Raw genomic sequence first — 21015 nt, 5'->3', positions numbered from 1 at the left:
CCTCGGTCGATTCTCACTTTCGGGCTTTACTTCTGAAGGCTTTCGCAAGGCTCTGTTTCGCCGAGAGAACATCATGCCACCGGTCCCCGGTTTTTTCCAAGCGCGACAGCACATTCCGCAAAGTGAAGTGGCCCGGCTCGGCGGCTTCCAGTTCATCCCAGGTGAGCGGCATCGAGACCGGCGCCCCCGCTACCCCCCGGGGCGAATACGCCACGTTGAGTGTCTTACCACGCACGTTCATGTTGTAGTCGATGAAAATTTTGCCGGTGCGTTTCTGGGTGGCCCATTCCATCGTCACATCGCGTGGATGCTGCTGCAGGATGTGTCGTCCGACCATTTCACAAATCTCGCGGGCGCCATCGAAGGTCACGGTGCGCTCGATGGGCACGAACACGTGCAGGCCGGTCTTGCCGGAGGTCTTCACCACCGCACGCAACGACATCTCCTTGAGCAGGTCATTGATCCAGAACGCGACGCGCTTGCCCATCGCAAATCCTTTCTTGTTGTATTCGGGTTCCGCGCCTTTGGCTTCGAGCCCCGAATAGATGTAGGGGTCGATGTCGAACACCAGATAGTCGGGATAATTGAGCACCGAGGCTTGCATGGATTCGAGCGAAGTTGCGTAGTCATCGCTCTGGCTGAGGCAGTCCCTGGCGACCCTGGCGCGCGAGTGCCAGACATGGAATTCCAACGTGCCGAGCTGTCCCAGCCACAGCAGCGTCGCGAGGTTGTGTCCGAGGATGTAGTCGTGCGCGCCACCGACATGCTCGGAGAACGTGGTGACGACCTCGACGAATTCGGGGCGTTCCTGATCCCAATGTTTCTGAAAAAATCGCTCGCCGCCGATGCCTTCGGGCATGCGGATCAGGGTGAGCGGGCGGTCGCGCAAATGCGGCAGCATATAGGGCGAGATGCCGGCGAGGTAACGCAGGTATTCGCGCTTGGTCACCGCGGCTGATCTGGTGTCCGGATCGGCGGGCCAGTATTCGCGATCCAGATTGGTGAGACGAATCTTCGTCGTGCCATTACCGTGAGGCACGGCGAGATCGAGCCGGTTCGAGGGGCTCTGGAGCTGTTCGAGCACCAGCTGGATGTCGTTCTGCGGTGTCGCCCTGGCTTTGGTCTTTTTCTTCTTTGGCGGGCCCGTCGTGACGCTGGCCACTGCCACGTCATCGCGCAGCCGATGAAACACAGGCGCGCGTAAGTAACCCTCTGCGGTCCAGGTTTCGAAACTCACTTCCGCCACCAGCCTCGGCTCGATCCAGGTCGCCGGTCCATTCAACGGCGGTTGGGTCGAGAACGGATTGGTCTTGGTGGCGAGCGCCGTCACCTGTTTGTAGACGCTTGCGAGCGAGGCGTCGTTGAAGCCCGAGCCGACGTGTCCCACGTACTGCAGCTGATCTTTGTTCCAGAAGCCCAGGAGCAGGGCGCCGAGCGAGCGGCGCTGGCCTTTGCCGGCGGTGAAGCCGCCGATGACGAATTCATGGGTCGTGAAGGATTTGAACTTCAACCAATGCGGCGAGCGGCGGCCGGCTTGATAAGCACTGTCCTTGCGCTTGGCGACCGTACCCTCGAAGCCCGCGGCGAGCGCGGCTTCGTGCAGCTCCTCGCCATTGTCGGAGGCGTGGATGAGTTGCAGATGCCTGCCGGGCAACAAACATTGGGACAGATAGCGTCGGCGCTGCTCGTAGGTCGAGCCACGCAGATTCATGCCCGCGAAATGCAGCAGGTCGAAACAAATGAAGATGACCGGGGTCTGGCGCTGCGCCTCGGCCAGCTCCTTCGGGCCTTTGATCTGCGCGCGATTCTGGATGGCGTTGAAGGAGGGGCGACCCTCGGCGTCGAGTGCGACGATCTCGCCGTCCAGGATCATCGAGCCGACGCACTGAGCCTTCAGTTCCGCGACCACCTCGGGAAACAACGCGGTGTAATCCTGACCGCGGCGTGACTGCAGATGCACCGACTCACCGTCGATGAATGCGATGATGCGGTAACCATCCAGCTTCGGCTCGAAGCTCCAGCGATCGTCGGAGGCCAGGTTGTCGCCGGGCTCGGCGAGCATGGGCTCGATTTCATTCGGCAGCTTCTCGAACGGCCCCGAGGGCGCGAGCTCCTTGGCGGACAACCGCTCGCGATTGGTGCTCCCGGCCACATCATCCAGCGTGTCGCCGGTGAGCACCGAAGTGTTGTGGGCGAGCAGATCGTCGCCGCCAATGAACCGATCCTTGTGTTTGATCAGCAGCCATTGCTGATCGGTACTGGTGCGAACCAGTGCGAACGAGCCTTTGAGCTTGATGCCGCGCAGGAAGAAGCTCAGCTTGCCTTGTTTATATTCACGGCGCAGGCGCTCTTCGGCCTGCGCACGATCGTCGAACGAATACTCGCTGCCTTCATCGGGTGAGTACACGCCACAGTCCCAGACGATCACGTTGCCGGCGCCATAGTTCTTCTCGGGAATGACGCCTTCGAACGACGCATAGTCGAACGGATGATCCTCGACCTCGACCGCGAGGCGTCGCTCGCCAGGCTGCAGCGACGGCCCCTTGGGCACGGCCCAGGACTTCAGCACGCCATCCAGCTCCAGCCGGAAATCGTAGTGCAGACGACGCGCCGCATGCTTCTGCACGATGAACAGCAGCGGGCCCTGCCGGTTCGTCGGCACGGCGGGGGCGGGCTCGGGCGTCTTGGTAAAAGCGCGCTTCTGCCCGTACTTCTCGAGCGGCTTGTCCGCGGAACGTTTCATGCTGCACTGATTCTGTCCTGTTCGATGAAGACGCGGAAGCAGGCCCACGACCGACATTCGCCTCGTAGAACGTGCAGCGCTGTGAACTTCGGGCCTGGATCGCGCATTGATCCGGGGCGATCTTCCGCAACAACTGCCTCACCGCCCATGGCCGCCGCCCCCAATCTTGCCCCAGACGCGCCGCTCCACATCGTCAGCAATGCAGGCTCGGGCTCCAAGGACGCGCACGAAGCCCGGCAACAAATCGAGGCCATCCTGCGCGCCGCGCATCGGCCGCACGAGTTCATGCTGATCGAGAATCCAGGCGAGCTCAGCAGGGTTGCGAAGCAGGCGGCGGACGCGGCGGTTCGCAGTGACGGTGCGGTCGTGGTGGCGGGCGGCGATGGCACCATCAATGCGGTCGTGCAGGCGGTGCTGCCCTCGAGGCGGCCGTTGGGCATCATTCCGCAAGGCACCTTCAACTATTCGAGCCGGGCACACGACATTCCGCTCGATGCCACGGCGGCGACCAGCGCGCTGCTCACCGCCCGGCTCAAGCCCGTGCAGGTCGGGCTGGTGAACGATCGGGCGTTCCTGGTGAATGCCAGCCTGGGCCTGTATCCGGAGTTGCTCCAGGATCGGGAAGTCTACAAACGTCAGTACGGACGGCACCGTTCGGTCGCGATGTGGGCCGGATTGAAGACGCTGTTACGCGAGCACCGGCAGTTGCTGGTCGAAGTCGAGCACGAGCAGGGCAGCGAGCACCTGCTCACGCCGAGCATCTTTGTCGGCAACAACGCGCTGCAGTTGGAGCAGGTGGGCCTCGATGAAGCCAAAGACATCCAGCGTCATCGGCTCGCGGCCGTGATCGTCGAGCCGGTGGGGACCGCTCAGCTGGTGTGGCTGGGCGTGCGTGGCATGCTGGGCAGACTCGGCGACGATGAGCGCATCCGCGATTTCCCATTCCGGAGCATGACGGTGCGCCTGTTGAATGGCCGGCAGCGGCAACTCAAAGTGGCCGTGGATGGTGAGATCTTCTGGTGCAAACCGCCGCTCACGTTTCGAGTCGCGGATCATCCGCTGATGCTGCTGACGCCCTCGGCTGACGAATGACCCTGCTGCAGATTTCCGATCCGCACTTCGGCACGGAGCAGCCGGCGGTGGTCGAGGCGCTGTTGCGTCTTTCGGAGGAGGTTCGGCCAGCGGTCCTGGTGGTCTCGGGCGACATCACTCAGCGGGCGAGGCGGGCACAGTTCGAGGCGGCGCGTGACTTCGTATCACGCCTGGCGCCGCCCGCCGTCGTCGCGATTCCCGGCAACCACGACATTCCATTGTTCAATCTTCCCGCGCGAATGTTTCATCCGTACGCGGGCTTCGAGCGCGCGTTCGGCACGAACCTGGAGCCCGAGTGGCAGAGCGATGAAGTCATGGTGATCGCCGTGAACACGACGCGGCCTGCCCGGCATAAGGATGGCGAAGTGTCCCGTGAGCAAATCCTTCGAGTATCAAAACGGCTCGCGACCGCCACTGCGCATCAGCTGCGAATCGTGGTCACCCATCAACCGGTGCATGTGATTCGGGGGAGCGAAATTCACAACCGGCTGCACGGGCATGCCGAAGCGATCCCCGCGTGGTCGAACGCGGGCGCGGACGTGATCATGGGCGGGCACATTCATCTTCCCTACGTCGCGCCTCTGCACGAGCATTACCCCGAGCTGCAGCGACGATGCTGGGTGGTGCAAGCGGGCACGGCGGTATCTACACGCGTGCGCGCTCGACACCCCAACTCAGTGAATCTGATCAGGCGCGAGGATGCGCAGACCTGTCTCGCGGAACGCTGGGATTACAGCGCCGACCGCAATAAGTTCCATTGTGTAAAAGTGGAGCGATTAAATTTGGATCGGGGCGCGCGCTGAACGGAACTTCTGCGCGCCTGTGGGGCAACGAAGACAGCGCGCGTGGTGATGTCGCCCACAATTCAGCCACGATTCAGCATAAAAACGCCCGCGAACGTCAGCCCCGAGTCAGCTTCATGCGTTGTACTAGCAGTCAGGTCACCCGCGAGGGTCGCATGATGATGAAAGTACGATGGTTGAGTATCGTGGGCATTGTTGGCATCGCCGCCGCGATGAGCGGCTGTGTGAGTTACGGCAACACGCATGCGTTGATCACACCCGTGGGTGCTGTGGGCTATCACAAGTTCAAGCCACAGAACACGGCGCCGGTGTTGCCGCCCAATCCCGATCAAGTGGCTGCGATCCAGCACGCGAATGACGCGAATGATCAGCAGCAACCTCCCGACGGCGGCGACACTTGATCAATAACCGCGGGCGCGCTCGACGAGGCCCGTGACCGGCTGATTCGCCGCATACCGTCGCAGCTTCTCTGCCATCTGCTTTGCGGCCGGACCCATCGGAGTCACGGCGGCGGTATGCGGCGTCATCCTGACTTTCGGATGCGTCCAGTAGCGATGCTGAGCGGGCAGGGGCTCTTGTCGAAACACGTCCAGCGCGGCGCCATTTAGATGCCCGTCGTCCAGCAGTTCGAGCAGTCCCTCATCGACGATGAGTCCGCCGCGCGCCACGTTGATCACATAGGCGCCCCGAGGCAGGAGTCGCAGGGTGTGGCGATCGAACTTGTCCTGGGTCGCAGGCGTGAGTGGCGCGAAAATCATGAGCACACGGGTGGCCTGCATGAACGCGGCGAACTGATCCGCGCCATTCACTGCGGAGAACAAACGCACGTTCGGATCGCGCGTGGTGTTCGAGCGGGTAAAGGCATTCACCGGGTAGCCGTCCGCGGCGAACGCCTTCGCCACCTCACGACCGAGCACGCCCAACCCGAAGATGCCGACCGGCCATTGCTCGCGATGCGACTCATCCAAGGGCTTCCAGACGCCGGCGGCCTGTTGAGCGGCGTACTCGTCTCGCCGCTGCATCCATCGCAGCACCTCGAACCGGCAGTAGTCGACCATCTGCTCGCCCATGCCGGCATCCTCGACCCGAATGATCGGCAGCTCGGCCGGGAGATTGGGATTGTTCAGCACATGCTCGACACCGGCGCCGGTCGAGAAGAATGCGCGCAGCTTCGGCTGATCTATGAAGAAGCGCGGCGGCGGCGACCAGCCGACCGCGAAGTCCGCAGGCTCGGTGAATCCGGGCTGCCAGATATCGATCTGAGCCTCGCGCAACTGCGCGCCGAGGGCGTCACGCCAGCCTTGCGCCTTGTGACTTCCGTAAACGACGACGATTCGCATGGGGGTATTGGGCAGGGCTGAACACACTTCTGCAATACATGGTCCGTAGGATCGCTTGTACTGCAGCGTCACAGGGATTATTGTCCGATCCGGCGCGAGGGATGCGTGCCATGCCTCCAATTTTAACTAAGTCAGCGAGTTACGGACACTTTAGCCCCGATACATGACCGCATCCGACGTCGCCGTATTGCCCATCTCCACCGGATTCGGTCTCGCGACCGAGCCGTTCGTCGATACCCCGGACGAAACCTTCTTCTTCCCGAGCGACCAGCACCTGCGGGCGCTGGAGTTCATGGGCCACTCGCTGTGGACCAAATCGCGCCTGGGCGTGGTCACGGCCGACAACGGCTGCGGCAAGAGCCTGCTGATCAAGCGCTTGCTGAAGGATCTGGATGAGCGGGTCAACGTCGCCACGGTCCAGCGCGAGCACATCGGCCCGCGCGAATTCCTGCTGGAGATCCTGCGGCAGTTCGGTTTCTCACTCGGCGATGACGACAAGACGGATCGTCGCCGCCTGCTCGAGCGCTTCCTGGCCCACCAGGCCGGCACCGGCCGGTTGTGTCTGCTGATCGTCGAAAACGCGCAGAGCATGCACCCCTCGGTGCTCGAAGAGCTGCGCTGTCTCGCGGCGATCGAGCATGACGGCGTGCGCGTGCTGAAAATGCTGTTGTTGGGACAACCCTCGCTCAATCTGGTGCTGGAGTCCCCACGCATGGTGGAGCTGATGACGGGCGCGGTCTCCCGGTTCTCGCTCGCCGCGTTCTCCGAGGACCAGACGGCGGCCTACGTCGCGCATCGACTGCGCGCTGCCGGTGCGCCGAATCCCGACGGGCTGATGCCGTACACGCTGCTGCCTCAGATTCACGCCTGCAGCCTCGGCATTCCCGCGAACATCAATAAGCTGTGTCAGCGCGCGCTCGTGCATGCGCGCGAGGAAGGAGCCGGGCAGGTCACGGCCTCGGCGCTCGATAAGGCCATCGAGGACCTGGGTTGGGTCCGCCGCCGGTTGCGCGCCGAGAACACGGTGCTGGAGCAGGTCGCATCGCTCGCTCCGTCGGTGAGCACCGGCAAGCTGGTCATCACCATGCAGGGTGAGCCGGACCGCGAAGTGCCGTTGAAGTCCGACCGGGTGCTGGTGGGCCGCGGCGAGGAAGCCGACTGTCGCATCGACTCGGTGTTCATCAGCCGCTATCACGCGCTCATCGTGCGCGATGGCAACCGGGACCTGCTGCTCGATCTGGGCAGCACCAACGGCCTGGTGGTCAATTCACGGCGGATTCTGCGCCGGGCGCTGCGGCATCGCGACCTCATTCAGGTCGGCCCGGCCCGCGTCATGTACGTCAACGAACAAGCCAATAATGCGCAGCCCGACCCAGGCGAGACGCTGTGCTTCGCGCGGCCAGGGTTCCCGGCGGCCGCGGGTGAGGACGATGGCACCACGCTGCTGGCTTTCGGCCGCGCCGACCCGTCTACCTGATTTAATGGTCGAAAGTGGCCGAGGCCCTTTCGACACGTCCAGCAAAGGCGCGACTCTTGCCGGACTACGGCCTCCCCCGGCGCGATCTTCAGTGGTTATCCTGACGCCAAAAAATGCCGGCCAAACGGCAGCTTGCGCCATTGTTCTGCTGTCAGTAGAGTGTCGCCCTCCCATACGCCGCCCCTTCGAAGTCCACTGATCCTGTGCCGGTCAGGCAGACGGGAGGGTGTGCGTGCGCGGGATTGGCATCCTCAAGCTAGAAGAGATGAGACAAGTGGAGCGCTGGCGCGTACATAAATTCGGCGGCTCGAGCGTCGCCGATGCGGTTTGCATGGAGCGCGTGGCTCGGATCCTGGAACAGGATCCGCATCCGCGACTGGGCGTGGTTCTTTCGGCGTGCCGCGGCGTGACAGACGCGCTGCTGAATCTGGTCATTGCCGCCGAGAAACAGGAAACAACACTGGCCGAGCGCATCGAACAGCTGCGCCATCGGCATCAAGTCATTGCCGACACGCTGCTGCCCGATGGCGCGCGCGTCGAATACATGGCCAAGCTCGAACAGGAGTGCCGCGACATCGCCGGCATTCTGCAGACCGTGCAGCTGATCCGCTCGGCATCGCAAACCGTTCGCGACCTGATCGCCGGTTACGGCGAGATCTGGTCGACGCGCCTGTTCAGCGCCTACCTGCGTCATCGCGGTCGTCGTCCCGGCTCGGTGCAGTGGGTCGATGCGCGCGATGTGGTGTCGGTCGAGTGGGGCCCGCTCGGTCCCGCCGTGCGCTGGGATGTCTCGCAGGCGAACATGGACCGCATCACGCCGGCCGATCCCGCGACGCTGATCATCACCGGCTTCGTCGCCCGCGACCCGAACGGTCTGCAGACCACCCTCGGTCGCAACGGCAGCGACTTCTCCGGTTCCATCTTCGGCGCGCTGTTGAACGCGGAAGAAATTCACATCTGGACCGACGTCGACGGCGTGCTCTCCGCCGATCCGCGCCTCGTGCCCGACGCCAAGGTCATCGACTCGCTCTCTTATAACGAGGCGATGGAGCTGGCGTACTTCGGCGCCAAGGTGATCCATCCGCAGACCATGGCGCCGGCGGTCAGCAAGAACATCCCGATCTGGATCCGCAACACATTCGCCCCCGAGAAGGCCGGCTCGCTGATTTGCGAGAAGCCGAATTCTCAGATCGCGGTGAAGGGCATCACCTGCATCGACAAGATCGCGCTGATCAACCTGGAAGGCGCCGGCATGATCGGCGTGCCGGGCACCGCGCATCGCCTGTTCGGCGCGCTGCGTGACCATGGCATCTCCGTGATCCTGATCTCCCAGGGCAGCTCGGAACATTCCATCTGCTTCGCGATCCCCGAGGCCGAGGCCGCGCGAGCGGAGTCGGTCGTGCGTCAGGCGTTCGATCGTGAGCTGCGTGAAGGGCAGATTCAGAGCGTCGAAGTCGATACGGGCTGCAGCATCCTCGCCGTCGTCGGCGATGGCATGGCCGGCTCGCACGGTGTCGCCGCCAAGGTATTCGGCGCGCTCGGCTCGGCGGGCGTGAGCGTGCGCGCGATCGCGCAGGGCGCCTCCGAGAGAAACATTTCCGCGGTCATCGATGGCAAGCACTCATCGCGCGCGCTGCGCTCGGTGCATTCTAGCTTCTATCTCTCGCCGCACACGGTCTCGATCGGCCTGATTGGGCCGGGCACCGTGGGTGGCGTGCTGCTCGATCAGATGGCCTCGCAGGTCGAGCGCCTGTCGCGCGATCTGAAGCTGGATCTGCGCGTGCGGGGCATCATGAGCTCCAAACAGATGCATCTGTCGGATGCGGAAGTGCCGCTCAATGGCTGGCGCGAGGCGTTCAAGTCGAAGAGCGAGGAGGCGGATCTCACGCGCTTCGCCGAGCACGTGCGCGCCCATCATTTGCCGCATGCCATCATCATCGATTGCTCTTCCAGCTCCGAAGTTGCCGCGCGTTATCCGGCGTGGCTCGCAAGCGGCATCCACATCGTGACGCCGAACAAGAAGGCGAACAGCTCGGAGCTCGAGCTGTATGCGCGGCTGCACGAGGCGCGTCGTCAGGGCAATGCTCACTATTTGTATGAAGCGACCGTCGGCGCCGGCCTGCCGGTGATCCAGACGCTGCGGGATCTGCGCGATACCGGCGATCAGATCTGGCGGATCGAAGGCATTCTCTCCGGCACGCTCGCGTATCTGTTCAACGTGTGGGACGGCTCCGAGCCCTTCTCATCCGTCGTGCGCACGGCGAAGGCAAAGGGTTACACGGAGCCGGATCCGCGCGACGATCTGTCTGGTCTCGACTTCGCGCGCAAGCTCATCATTCTCGGCCGCGAGATGGGGCTGCGTCTGGAGCTGGGCGACGTGCAGCTCGAAGGCCTCGTGCCGCCGGCGCTCACGAAGTGCTCCTCGCAGGAGTTCCTGGATCGTCTGCCCGAGTTCGACGCGCCGATGGCCGAGCGTCTGAAGGCGGCACGCAGCCGCGACCGCGTGCTGCGTTACGTAGGCTCGTTGGATGCGGCCACCGGCAAGGCGTCGGTTGGCCTGGTCGAGCTGGAGCGTTCGCACACCTTCGCGAACATCAATCTGACCGACAACGTGGTGCGCTTCCTGACCGCGCGTTACAACCAGAATCCTCTGGTGGTGCAGGGTCCTGGCGCCGGTCCTGAAGTGACCGCGGGGGGTGTGTTCGGCGATCTGTTGCGCGTGTGCGCGTATTTGGGAGCACGGCTTTGAGCAGCCAGTTGAGAATGGCGGCAACGGCGTTCGCGCCCGCGAGCATCGGCAATGTGGCCGTCGGCTTCGATGTGCTCGGACACAGCTTCCAGTCGATCGGCGATAAGGTCACCGCGCGTCGCGTCGCAATGCCTGGCGTGAAGATCACCGCGATCACCGGTACGACGGTGAATTTGCCGCTCGATGCCGAGAAGAACACGGCCGGCATGGCGGTGTTGAGCATGGTTCAGGACCTGAACCTCGATTTCGGTATCGAGCTGACCATCGAGAAGGGCATTCCGCTCGGCTCGGGCCTCGGTGGCTCGGCCGCCTCGGCGGTGGCGGGCGTGGTCGCGGCAAATGCGTTGCTGCCGAAATCCCTCACGCTGCTGGAACAATTGAAGTTCGCGCTCAAGGGCGAGCAGGTGGCGAGCGGCTCACGCCACGTCGACAACATCGCGCCGTCGTTGTTTGGCGGACTGGTGCTGACGGTTGGTATCGACAATCCGAACGTCAAACAGATTCCCGTGCCGCCGACGGTGCGCTGCGTACTGGTTCATCCGCACATGGTTCTGAATACGCGCGAGGCGCGCTCGATTCTGAGCAAGACGGTGTCGCTGTCGGATGTGATCTGGCAGACCGCCAATATCTCCGGCTTCATCACCGGCTGTTTCACCGGCGATCTGCAATTGATTCGCGAGTCGCTCGAGGACGTGATCATCGAGCCGCAGCGCCAGGTATTGATTCCCGGCTTCCAGGCGGTGAAGCAGGGCGCCATGAGCAATGGCGCGCTGGGCTGCTCCATCTCGGGCGCGGGGCCCACGGTCTTCGCGTGGTGCGAGCACGAGCATGCCGAGCGCGTCCGCGACGCGATGGTGGCGGGTTTCCGCGGCGAGCAAATGGACAGCGATGCGTGGATTTCCACGCTCGACGCCGTGGGTGCGAGAGTAGTGGACTAACGGAACAGAAAGTAGCGGGCCTCAACGAATTCTTTTCCGTTCCATGCATTACATAAGCACCAGAGATTCCTCACTGACCGCTTCGCTGAGCGAAGCGATCGCCCGTGGCATCGCGCCCGACGGCGGGTTGTATGTTCCCGGCGATTTCCCTCACTTCAACACACGCCAATTCGACGGCGTGACGGAGTTGCCGGACATTGCCGAGCGCTTGCTCGCACCGTTCTTCGAGGGCGATCCGCTTGCGAGCGAGCTTGGCGCGATCTGCCGCGAAGCCTTCAACTTCCCGGCGCCGCTGGTGAACCTCGAGCAGGCGCCACAGCCGGCCTCGGTGCTGGAGCTGTTCCATGGCCCGACCTGCGCGTTCAAGGATTTCGGTGCGCGCTTCCTCGCTGCGACCATGGAGCGGATTCGTCGCAACGAGCCGAAGAAGCTCACCATTCTGGTCGCGACCTCGGGTGACACGGGCGGCGCGGTCGCCGCGGCGTTCCACAACAAGCCGTGGGTCGATGTCGTCGTGCTCTATCCGAAGGGGCTCGTCTCCGAGCGCCAGGCGCAGCAGCTGTCCTGCTGGGGCGGCAATGTGCGCACCTTCGCGGTAAACGGCACCTTCGACGAATGCCAGCGCATGGTGAAAGAGGCGTTCCTCGATGCGTCCCTCAAGGAATCGCATCAGCTGTCCTCGGCGAACAGCATCAACATCGGCCGCCTGCTGCCGCAGATGGTGTACTACGCCGCCTCCAGCCTGCAGCTGTGGCGAGACCTCGGTCGGCGTCCGAACTACATCATTCCGACCGGCAACCTCGGCAATGCCATGGCTTGCGTCTGGGCGCGCCATGTCGGAATGCCGATCGGAGAGATCGTGCTCGCGACCAACGCCAATCAGACGGTCACGGACTTCCTGCGCTCGGGCGAATGGCAGCCGCGCGCGAGCGTCGCGACCCTCGCCTCGGCGATGGATGTCGGCAACCCGAGCAACATGGAACGGCTGCGCTCGCTGCACCCGGAGTTCGAGGAGCTGCAGGGCCAGCTCGGCGCCTCCAGTGTCGATGACATCGAGATCCGCGGTACGCTGCGGCGTGATTCGCACGAGTTGAACCGCATCTGGTGCCCGCACACCGCCACGGCCGCCAAGGTCTACCGACGCATGCTCTCGCGAGGTGCGCGCGGTCACTGGGTGATCGTGTCGACCGCGCACCCGGCCAAGTTCAACGACATCGTCGAGCCCCAGACAGGGCAGGAAGTGCCTGTGCCGCCGGCACTGGCGAAGCTGCTGTCGTTGCCGCGACAGGAACAGGAACTTCAGCCCACGCTGCAAGCTTTACGGACGCAATTGCAACAACACTAAGACCGCATGCAGCAGCTTCCCGAACAGATTCCGTTCTGGGCGATTCCCGCCGCCATTGTCGCGGCGGTGATCGCGCTCATCGTCTGGATCTATGTGCTGATCCGCGCCTATCGCTACCGCAAGGGGCTCGATGCGGCCATCGCCAACGTCGCCTACGAGATGCTGAAAAACGTGCTGATCCCGAACGGCAACGGCGGGCAGATCCACGTGCATTACCTGCTGCTGACCCAGCGCGGCCTGCTGGTGGCGGACCTGCTGGACCGCCCGGGCGCGATCTTCGGCGGCGATCAGATGCTGGAATGGACGGCGATCGGCAAGAAGCAGCGCTATACCTTTCCCAACCCTCAGCACGCGCTGTACGACCGGATGGCGGCGGTCCGGTTGCTGACCGGTGAAGTGCCGGTGGAAGGGCGCCTGCTGTTCACGTTGAAGAGCGACTTCCCGAAGGGCAAGCCGCGCAACGTGTTACGGATCGATGACCTGACGGATGATTTCCCGGCGGTCGACAAGGCGCGCGGAAACATTACGGCGGCCTTCGGTGACGTTTGGGCGAACGTGAAGCGCCACGCCGAAGCGAATCCGATTTCGTAAGGCGAAGAGAAGGACCCTCACCCCACCGATTTGGCTTCTTCCGGGCCGGCGCGCCGCGCCCGGAAGAAAACCGATGGCTGCGTTATGAGCGGCGGTAATGCTCCGCGACGACCTGCGCAACGCACGCCGTCACTTTCTTACCCGTTTCAATATCCAGAAACTCATTCGGGCCGTGCGCATTCGACTGCGGGCCGAGCACGCCGGTCACCAGGAACTGGGTCTTGGGGAATTTCACGTTCAGCATGCCCATGAACGGGATCGTGCCGCCGACGCCCATGTACATCGCGTCCTTGCCGAAGAAATTCTTCGACGCCGACGACATCGCCGCCGCGAGCCACGGCGCGGTGGAGGGTGCATTCCAGCCGTCCGCGCCCGGATCGGCTTCATAGCGGACCTTGGCACCGTACGGCGGATCTTTCTCCAATGCTTCTTTGATCGCGGCCCCCGCGCGCTCCGGATCGACGCCCGGCGGAATACGGAACGACAGCTTGAACGCCGTATAGGGCCGTAGCACGTTGCCGGCGTTGGGCAGACTCGGAATGCCATCGACGCCCGTGGTGGACAGCGTCGGCCGCCAGGTGCTGTTCAACAGCAGTTCCGCCGGATCCTTATCCATCGGCTGCATGCCTTCGACCATCGGCAGCTTGCGATACACCTCGGTGCCGAGCGCTTTGGCAGCGGCCTGTGCCTGCTGCACGCGGTCTTCGGGGATCTTTGCAAACAACGCATCGAGCTTGATGCGACCGGTCGCAGAATCCTCGACGCGATCGAGCACCTGGCGTGCGATGCGCATGCTCGAGGCCGCGATGCCGCTCGCCATGCCCGAGTGCACGCCTTCACGAAGCACATCGACTCGCAACGTGCCGGTGAGATTGCCGCGCAGGGAGGTCGTACACCAGAACTGATCGTAGTTGCCGCACTCGGCATCCAGACACACGACCAGCGAGGGATCGCCGATGCGATCGGCGAGTGCATCGACATAGGCCGGCAGGTCCGGGCTGCCGCTTTCCTCGCTGCCCTCGATGAGGATCACGCAGCGTGCGTGTGGAATGTTCTGGTCGGCGAGCGCCTTCAGCGCCAGCAACGAGCCGAACACCGCATAACCATCGTCGGCTCCGCCACGACCATACAAACGGCCGTTACGAATCACCGGTGTCCACGGCGACAAGCCTTCCGCCCAGCCGGTGAATTCCGGCTGCTTGTCCATGTGGCCGTACATGAGCACGCAGTCCGAGCTGTTTTTCTCGCCCGAGGCGGGCACGTCGATGAACAGCAGCGGCGTGCGACCGGGCAGACGCACGATCTCGGTCTTCATGCCGGGCAGGGCATTGGCCTCGCACCACTGGCGCATCAGCTCCGCCGCCGCGTCCATGTGACCGTGTTTTTCCCAGTCCTTGTCGAAATGCGCCGACTTGTTGGGAATGCGGATGTACTCGCACAGCGCCGGCACGATGGATTTGTCCCAGGCTTCAGCGACGAAGCGCATCAATTGCTCATTATTCATTCCAACGTCTCCCAATTGAACAAGCGTAACGCATTGGCGGTGGTGATCTCAGCCAAAGCCGCCACCGAGTCGCCGCGCGCCTGCGCGATCGCCGCCAGTACGTGCGGAAGATACATGGGCTCGTTGCGACGGCTTTGCGGTTTGGGCTGCAAATCACGCGGCAACAGATAGGGCGCGTCGGTTTCGATCAGCAGACGATCGGCCGGAATGTGACGGACCACCTCGCGCAGGTGATGGCCGCGTCGCTCATCGCAGATCCAGCCGGTGATGCCGATGTACAGGTCGAGATCGAGATAGGCGCGAGCCTCATCCAGACCCGCCGTAAAACAATGCGCGACGCCGCCGCTCAGTTGCGCGCGATGCTTGCCCATGACCCTCATGAAATCCTGATGGGCATCGCGTTGATGCAGAAAAACCGGCTTGCCGACGCCCGCGGCCAGCTCCAGCTGCGCTTCGAACGCCTGGATCTGCGCCTCATGCGGCGAGAAGTTGCGAAAGTAATCCAGCCCGCATTCGCCCACCGCAACCACTTCATTCCGACGCGCGAGCTCATCGAACGCCCGCAATTGCGCGGCGTCGAGCTCGACGGCGTGATGCGGATGGACACCCGCCGTACAGCGCATCTGCGCCGGATGCTTTTGCACCAGGGCGATCGCGGTGTGCGTGCTCGCAAGCGAGCTGCCCGTGATCAGCATGCGAGTCACACCCGCATCGGCCGCGCGCTGAATGACAGCGTCGCGATCCTGATCGAAGCTGTCGTGAGCCAGATTGATGCCGATGTCCAGCAGCGTCGGGGCAGCAGGTGACGTGGTCGAAAGTCGAACCGGATCAACCGTCATTTTCAATGTCTTGTGCTATCTTCCAGAGCCATGAATTGTAGTGCATGGGCACCTCGACCGGGTCGGATCCTGCTGCCGCTGTTGCTGGCGGTGTGCGCGTCGGCGAGCGCCGGCTCGACCGCCGAGTTCGACGATCTGGTGGCGCGACTGCAGTTTGCCTTCTTCACCGGCGACAGCCGCGCCCTGGAAGAAACCATCACCGAGCTCGGCGGCTTGGAGGTCGAGCCGGGCCTCGCGGCCGTCAAGTCATATCAGCTCGCCTATGGCGACTGGAAACTCGCGCAGCTGCTGGGCGAACGTAGCCTGTCGGTCGCCAAATCGAGCGTGAGCAAGGCGGCGAGGCAGTGCGTTCAGCATGCGCGCGATGCCATCTCGAAGGATCCACGCATGGCCGAGATCTACGCCATCGAAGCCGCGTGTGACACATATCAGCCCGGATCGCCGAAACAGTCCTCGACGGCATGTACGCGTAGTAAATCCATGCGCACTGCCATGACACTGGGCGCGGAGAATCCCCGCGTGCTGTTCATCAATGCCTTGTGCTCGCCCGATGCCGAGGGCGATCCGGCGGCGATCGAGCGCTGGCGCGCGGTGGTTGCCAAGTTCGAAGCAGCGCCGCCCTCGCAGCCTGGCAAGCCCGATTGGGGGCATGCCGAGGCACTGACGTTGCTGGGTGAAAGTTACCTGAAGCGCGGCGAGATGGTCGCAGCCCGCGATGTGCTGGAAAGAGCGCTGGTGCTTGCGCCAGACTACCGACAGGCGCAAAAGCTGTTGCAGACTGCGGCCAATCGCCCCCGCTGAGCTGGTTACTGTCGTTCCCCGATTCATGTCCGCTCAATTGCAGTTGTTCGAGTCACGGGACTCTACTTCGGAGCGTTGGACCGTGCGCGTCAGTCGGCGTGCGCGGCGCATGTCGGTGCGTGTGTATCCGGGCGGCCGCGTCGAAGTCGTGGTGCCGCCGGGCGTGCCGCCCATTACCGTGCAACGATTCGTGGGCACGCACAGGCAATGGATCTCCCGTCGCGTCGAAGATCTGAGCGCCGTCGGCGCGCCGATCACTTCGGGTCCGCCGACCGACATTCACGTGCCGGCGATCGGACGCAGCTTCAAAGTCGAGTATCAGGCCACGCGCTCCACCTCCATCCGGCCACAATTGTTCGAAGACGGCGTGCTGCGGATCTTCGGACCGATTCATGACGAGGCGGCGATCGCCTCGGCCTTGCGTCAGTGGCTCGCCGACCTGGCCTACGATGAGTTCGGCCAGCAGCTCAAAGTCGTCGCCCGCGAGCTGGGCCTGGGTTTCAGCCGTATACAAATCCGCCGCCAGCGTACGCGCTGGGGCAGTTGCTCCGCGACCGGCACCATCAGTCTCAACGTCTGCCTGATGTTCCTCGAACCCGCGGTGGTGCATTACCTGTTCGTGCACGAGCTCTGTCACACGCGCCACATGAATCACTCCAACCGGTTCTGGGCCCTGGTGGAGCACCACGAGCCGGATTACCGCCGGCTGGATCGGGAGCTGCTGAAGGGCTGGCAGTCGGTGCCGGGCTGGATGTTCGAGTAGCGCGAAGGGACGCAGGTATACCGGGACCGTCCGGGGTTGACAGCGCCGCGCCCCGCGCGGAACCTGCCGTTCATCCATTCAGGTTTCGCTCCCATCATGTCCAGTTCCGATCCTCCTACGCGCCGCCCGGTCGATTTGTCCGATGAACAGGTTCATTGGGACCTCGGCGAATCCCAGAGTTATGGCGAATACCTCGGCCTGAATCAGATCCTCAGCGCGCAGCGCCCGGTCTCGTTCGAACACGACGAGATGCTGTTCATCATCATCCACCAGGCCTCGGAGCTGTGGATGAAGCTCTGCCTGCACGAGCTCACCGCCGCCCGCGAGCACATTCGTCGCGACGATCTGGGGCCGTCGTTCAAGATGCTGGCGCGCGTATCGCGCATTCAGCAGCAGCTGGTGCAGTCGTGGGATGTGCTTGCGACCATGACGCCGGCGGAATATTCGCTGTTTCGCAATCAGCTCGGCCGCGCCTCGGGATTCCAGTCGGTGCAGTACCGGATGCTGGAGTTCATCATCGGCAACAAGAACGCCGACACCATCGAGGTGCATCGTCGCGACCCGAAAGTGTATGAGGAGCTGCAGCGCTCGTTACAGAGCCCGAGCATCTACGACGAAACGCTGCGCTTGTTGAGCCGGCGCGGATTCGAGATTCCGGAGGAATATCTGGATCGCGACTGGTCACAGCCCTATCAGCCGAGCAAACAAGTCGCCGCGGCATGGCTCGCCGTGTATCACAGCGTCGAGGACAACTGGGACCTGTACGACCTCGCGGAGAAGCTGGTGGATCTCGACCACAAGTTCCAACTCTGGCGCTTCAGTCACATGAAGACGGTCGAGCGGATCATTGGTTACAAGCGCGGCACCGGTGGCACGGGCGGGGTGTCGTATTTGAACAAGGCGCTGGAGCTGCGGTTCTTTCCAGAGCTGTGGACGATTCGGACGTCGATGTAAACGAGGGTGCCGCGCCCTTAATGAATTCCTTAACAACTCGGCGGATCGTGTCCGATATCATCGGACTTTCGCCCGAGTGAATCATGGGATTGCCGAACATTCTCCTGGTTGAAGACGATCGCATGCTGTGCGACGTCATCGCGGCCGCGCTTCAACAAGACTCGTGGCACGTGGATGTGGCCCGCGATGGGCGCGCCGCTCAGACGGCCCTGATCGATCACGGGTACGCGGCGGTACTGCTCGACCTGGGCCTTCCCTGCGGCTCCGGCCTGGACGTGTTGAGTGGCATGCGCGCGCGCTACGATGCCACGCCCGCCTTGATCATCACCGCGCGTGACCAACTCGGTGATCGCATTCGTGGCCTCGATGCTGGCGCCGACGACTACCTGGTCAAGCCTTTTCAGGTCGAAGAACTGCTCGCGCGATTGCGGGCCGTCCTGCGGCGGGCGAACGGGCAGGTTGCGCCGGTACTTCACTATCAAAACATTTCGGTGGACCCGGTACGTCGCATCGTCATGCGTGGCGATCAGCACGTGCGCCTGAGCATGCACGAATTCCGCACGCTGCTGGCATTGATGGAGCGCCAGGGGCGCGTCGTGCCGCGCAGTCACCTGGAAGATCTGATCTATGGCGGCTCGACCACCATCGAGAGCAACACGATCGCCGTCTATATCCACCAGCTGCGCCGCAAGCTCGGCGACAGTCTCATCGAGACCGTGCATGGCTACGGCTATCGTCTCGGTGCGGAACGCTGACATGCCTTCCCTGCGCGGTCGCCTGTTCAGTGCGTTGCTCGGCATCTTCATCGGCGCGTGGGTGGCCGCTGGCGTTTATCTCTATCTGCAGTTCGCGCAGGCGAGCAGCGGCACGATGGACAGGGGTCTCGAAGAACTCGCCAATACCGCGCTGCTGTCCATGCCGAGCGACATCAGCGAGGTGTCGAGCCGCTCGACGCTGAGCTTGAGAAGCGGCGCGCCGGGGCGATTGGAAAAAACCGAGCGATGGATTCAGGTCTGGAGCAAGGAGCGTCGGGCGCTGGTGCTGTGGCGCAGGGGCGCGCCGACCACACCGCTCAAGCCCGACTTCATCGATGGTTTCGCCACCCTTCAGATGGCGGGCGAGCAGTGGCGTGTCTACGCCGTCTCGGATGCAAGCAATCAGGTGCAGGTTCAGGCCGGTCAGCCAATGAGCGCACTGACCGAGGAGCTCAGAACCGGGTTGTACTACGCGCTTGGCATCTCTTCGCTCGCGCTGCTCGCGGTGGGGCTGGCGGTGAAGCTGGTCGTGCGCTGGTCGTTCCAGCCTGTGATGACGGTGCAATCGGCAATGACCTCGCGAGAGGCGCTCGACCTGACGCCGCTGCCCGCTGCCGGCCTGCCCAGTGAAGTGCGTCCGCTGGTCGATTCGTTCAATCGTTTGCTGGCGCGGCTCGAAGAGGCCGTGCACGTCGAGCGCCGGTTCATCGTGGATGCAGCCCATGAACTGCGCACGCCGTTGGCCGTGCTGCTCGGACAGGCACAGGTGGCACGACGGGCGCGGACACTGGAGGATGCTCGGCCGGTGCTCGATCAGTTGATGCGTGGAGCGGAGCGAAGCGCACGATTGTCACAGCAGCTGCTTCATTCGGCACGCATCGAGCGGCCCGCGGATCCTCAAACACCGATCGAGCTTGCCGACATCATCACGATGTTGATCCAGGATTTTGAGATGACAGCCACGCAGAAAGAGCAAAGCATCTCGGTACACGTCGAGCCCGGCCTGGTCCGCGGCAATCTGGATGAGATCGGCATTCTGGTCAGCAACGTGCTCGACAACGCCTTGCGCTACGCCGGACGGGGCGGTCACGTCGCCGTGCGATGCGTTCGAGAAGGCAACACGCTGCGGCTGGAAGTTCTCGATGACGGTCCGGGGGTGCCGGAGGCAGACCGGGGACGAATATTCGATCGCTTCTATCGCGTCGCCGGCAGCGCCGAAAGCGGCAGTGGCATCGGGCTGTCACTGGTAGCGCGTATTGCCCGATCGCACGCAGCAGATATTTCGACGGGCCCGGGCCTCGAGGGGCGTGGCTTCGGCATCGTCGTGCGTTTCCCCATGATCGAGGAGCGGCCGGCGCCGCCTTAACGCATTATTAAAACCGACTCCTCGATGATCTCCGACATCAACCGTTGGAGAGGATCGAATGAGACTGCCAAGCAAACTCTGTCCGTGGCTCGTGCCCACCAGCGCAGCACTGGCCCTGGCAGGTGCAACCAACGCCACCGCCGCGGAGGAGGAGCCGAAGAAAGGACCGTGGGAAATTACGCTGGGTGCCGGTGTGGCGAATCTGCCTGAGTACATCGGTAGCGATGAATATGAAACGCGCGGGCTGCCAGTCGTGAGCGTGCGCTACAAGCGTCTCTTCCTGGGCGGTGCGCCGGGCTCAGGCTCACCTGCCGGCATCGGTGCGCATCTCTACGAAGGCGAGTCGTTTCGATTGGGCGCGGTGGTGTCCGTCGATGCCACCAAACCGCGCGAAGAATCGGATGATGAGAGCCTGCGAGGGTTGGGCGATATCGACGCGGCGGTTCGGGCGGGGCTGTTCTCGAGCTACCGGATCGCGAGCTGGCTGACGCTGCGGGCCAGCGCCATGACGGATGTCTCCGATAAACAGCAGGGGACGACGGCGAACATCGATGTCGAGTTCTCCTATCGACCGACGGCGCGACTCACGCTCTCCGGTGGTCCGGGAGTCACCTGGGCGGATGAGGACTATATGCAGACGTTCTTCGGCATCACCGATGAGCAGGCCGCGCGCTCGGGGCTCGCCGCGTACACGCCCGAGGCCAGCGTGAGCGTCGTACGACTCTCGTTTGGCGCCCAGTATCAGTTCACCGGTCCCTGGTTCGCCGGCGCACGCATCACCGCCGCTCAGCTGCAGGACGATGCGACCGCAAGCTCGATCGTCAAGGACAAGAATCAGAGCCTGTACGCGCTGTATTTCGGCTATCGATTCTGAGCAGGAGTCAGGCCAGGCTGCGACCCGGGTCGTCGGCGGCCTATATCTCAAATATAAAAGCGCTTGCACATATCAAAGCCA

18 protein-coding genes are annotated in these 21015 nt (G+C 63.3%); 14 read left to right on the top strand and 4 right to left on the bottom strand.

Annotation, left to right across the window (positions count from 1 at the left end):
- Positions 1 to 13: 13 nt before the first annotated feature.
- Entirely contained in the window at positions 14 to 2743 is a 2730-nt protein-coding gene (ligD, locus tag EKO19_RS35200) for a DNA ligase D (RefSeq protein ID WP_129782111.1), read from the bottom strand.
- A 147-nt stretch (positions 2744 to 2890) separates the two neighbouring features.
- Between ligD and EKO19_RS35195 the strand changes: the two genes are divergently transcribed.
- The 3 genes from EKO19_RS35195 to EKO19_RS35185 all read left to right on the top strand — a co-directional run bounded on the left by EKO19_RS35195 (position 2891) and on the right by EKO19_RS35185 (position 5039).
- The gene (locus EKO19_RS35195; protein WP_129782110.1) at positions 2891 to 3835 is read left to right on the top strand and encodes a diacylglycerol/lipid kinase family protein; all 945 of its coding nucleotides are present in this window, start codon (positions 2891 to 2893) and stop codon (positions 3833 to 3835) included.
- On the top strand, positions 3832 to 4638 hold the full coding sequence (locus tag EKO19_RS35190; protein WP_129782109.1) for a metallophosphoesterase family protein: 807 nt from the start codon (positions 3832 to 3834) through the stop codon (positions 4636 to 4638). The genes EKO19_RS35195 and EKO19_RS35190 overlap by 4 nt, the downstream gene beginning before the upstream one ends.
- Positions 4639 to 4793: 155 nt before the next feature.
- Positions 4794 to 5039 carry a hypothetical protein gene (locus EKO19_RS35185; protein WP_129782108.1) on the top strand — a complete coding sequence of 82 codons (246 nt, stop codon included), beginning with the start codon at positions 4794 to 4796 and terminating at the stop codon, positions 5037 to 5039.
- Here EKO19_RS35185 and EKO19_RS35180 read toward each other — a convergent pair whose 3' ends face one another.
- Positions 5040 to 5978 (bottom strand): 2-hydroxyacid dehydrogenase, encoded by a 939-nt coding sequence (locus EKO19_RS35180; protein WP_129782107.1) that lies wholly within the window; start codon positions 5976 to 5978, stop codon positions 5040 to 5042.
- Positions 5979 to 6141: 163 nt separating this feature from the next.
- Between EKO19_RS35180 and EKO19_RS35175 the strand changes: the two genes are divergently transcribed.
- From EKO19_RS35175 to EKO19_RS35155, 5 genes are all read left to right on the top strand, one after another.
- Positions 6142 to 7455 carry an AAA family ATPase gene (locus EKO19_RS35175; protein WP_129782106.1) on the top strand — a complete coding sequence of 438 codons (1314 nt, stop codon included), beginning with the start codon at positions 6142 to 6144 and terminating at the stop codon, positions 7453 to 7455.
- Positions 7456 to 7720: 265 nt separating this feature from the next.
- The gene (gene thrA / locus EKO19_RS35170) at positions 7721 to 10204 is read left to right on the top strand and encodes a bifunctional aspartate kinase/homoserine dehydrogenase I (protein ID WP_129782105.1); all 2484 of its coding nucleotides are present in this window, start codon (positions 7721 to 7723) and stop codon (positions 10202 to 10204) included.
- A 14-nt stretch (positions 10205 to 10218) separates the two neighbouring features.
- Positions 10219 to 11142, top strand: a complete 924-nt coding sequence (locus EKO19_RS35165; protein ID WP_129782285.1) for a homoserine kinase — start codon at positions 10219 to 10221, stop codon at positions 11140 to 11142.
- Between the two features lie 43 nt (positions 11143 to 11185).
- On the top strand, positions 11186 to 12487 hold the full coding sequence (thrC, locus tag EKO19_RS35160) for a threonine synthase (protein WP_129782104.1): 1302 nt from the start codon (positions 11186 to 11188) through the stop codon (positions 12485 to 12487).
- Between the two features lie 6 nt (positions 12488 to 12493).
- Positions 12494 to 13078 carry an NERD domain-containing protein gene (locus EKO19_RS35155; protein ID WP_129782103.1) on the top strand — a complete coding sequence of 195 codons (585 nt, stop codon included), beginning with the start codon at positions 12494 to 12496 and terminating at the stop codon, positions 13076 to 13078.
- An 82-nt stretch (positions 13079 to 13160) separates the two neighbouring features.
- Here the strand turns inward: EKO19_RS35155 and EKO19_RS35150 are convergent, their stop codons facing one another.
- Together EKO19_RS35150 and EKO19_RS35145 are read right to left on the bottom strand one after the other, a co-directional pair.
- Complete coding sequence (locus EKO19_RS35150; RefSeq protein ID WP_129782102.1) at positions 13161 to 14582, bottom strand: M20 family metallopeptidase; 1422 nt, start codon at positions 14580 to 14582, stop codon at positions 13161 to 13163.
- Positions 14579 to 15421, bottom strand: a complete 843-nt coding sequence (locus EKO19_RS35145) for a TatD family hydrolase (RefSeq protein WP_129782101.1) — start codon at positions 15419 to 15421, stop codon at positions 14579 to 14581. The genes EKO19_RS35150 and EKO19_RS35145 overlap by 4 nt, the downstream gene beginning before the upstream one ends.
- A gap of 30 nt (positions 15422 to 15451) precedes the next feature.
- Between EKO19_RS35145 and EKO19_RS35140 the strand changes: the two genes are divergently transcribed.
- The 6 genes from EKO19_RS35140 (at position 15452) to EKO19_RS35115 (ending at position 20934) form a co-directional block, all read left to right on the top strand.
- The gene (locus tag EKO19_RS35140; RefSeq protein ID WP_129782100.1) at positions 15452 to 16222 is read left to right on the top strand and encodes a tetratricopeptide repeat protein; all 771 of its coding nucleotides are present in this window, start codon (positions 15452 to 15454) and stop codon (positions 16220 to 16222) included.
- 25 nt (positions 16223 to 16247) lie between these two features.
- A complete protein-coding gene (locus tag EKO19_RS35135) occupies positions 16248 to 16985 on the top strand; it encodes a M48 family metallopeptidase (protein ID WP_157995585.1) in 738 nt (245 codons plus the stop codon).
- Positions 16986 to 17081: 96 nt separating this feature from the next.
- Positions 17082 to 17939: a tryptophan 2,3-dioxygenase gene (gene kynA, locus EKO19_RS35130; RefSeq protein ID WP_129782098.1), complete on the top strand. Its 858-nt coding sequence runs from the start codon at positions 17082 to 17084 to the stop codon at positions 17937 to 17939.
- 83 nt (positions 17940 to 18022) lie between these two features.
- Positions 18023 to 18694, top strand: coding sequence for a response regulator transcription factor (locus EKO19_RS35125; RefSeq protein ID WP_129782097.1), 672 nt, complete (start codon positions 18023 to 18025; stop codon positions 18692 to 18694).
- 1 nt (position 18695) lies between these two features.
- The gene (locus EKO19_RS35120) at positions 18696 to 20060 is read left to right on the top strand and encodes an ATP-binding protein (protein WP_175597312.1); all 1365 of its coding nucleotides are present in this window, start codon (positions 18696 to 18698) and stop codon (positions 20058 to 20060) included.
- 58 nt (positions 20061 to 20118) lie between these two features.
- On the top strand, positions 20119 to 20934 hold the full coding sequence (locus EKO19_RS35115; RefSeq protein WP_129782095.1) for a MipA/OmpV family protein: 816 nt from the start codon (positions 20119 to 20121) through the stop codon (positions 20932 to 20934).
- Positions 20935 to 21015 lie beyond the last annotated feature (81 nt).

The sequence above is a fragment of the Peristeroidobacter soli genome (assembly GCF_004138485.1).
GTDB classification, from domain to species: Bacteria; Pseudomonadota; Gammaproteobacteria; order Steroidobacterales; family Steroidobacteraceae; genus Steroidobacter; species Steroidobacter soli.
The sequence above is the reverse complement of the archived record's forward strand: the minus strand, read 5'-3'. Positions and strand labels throughout refer to the sequence as shown.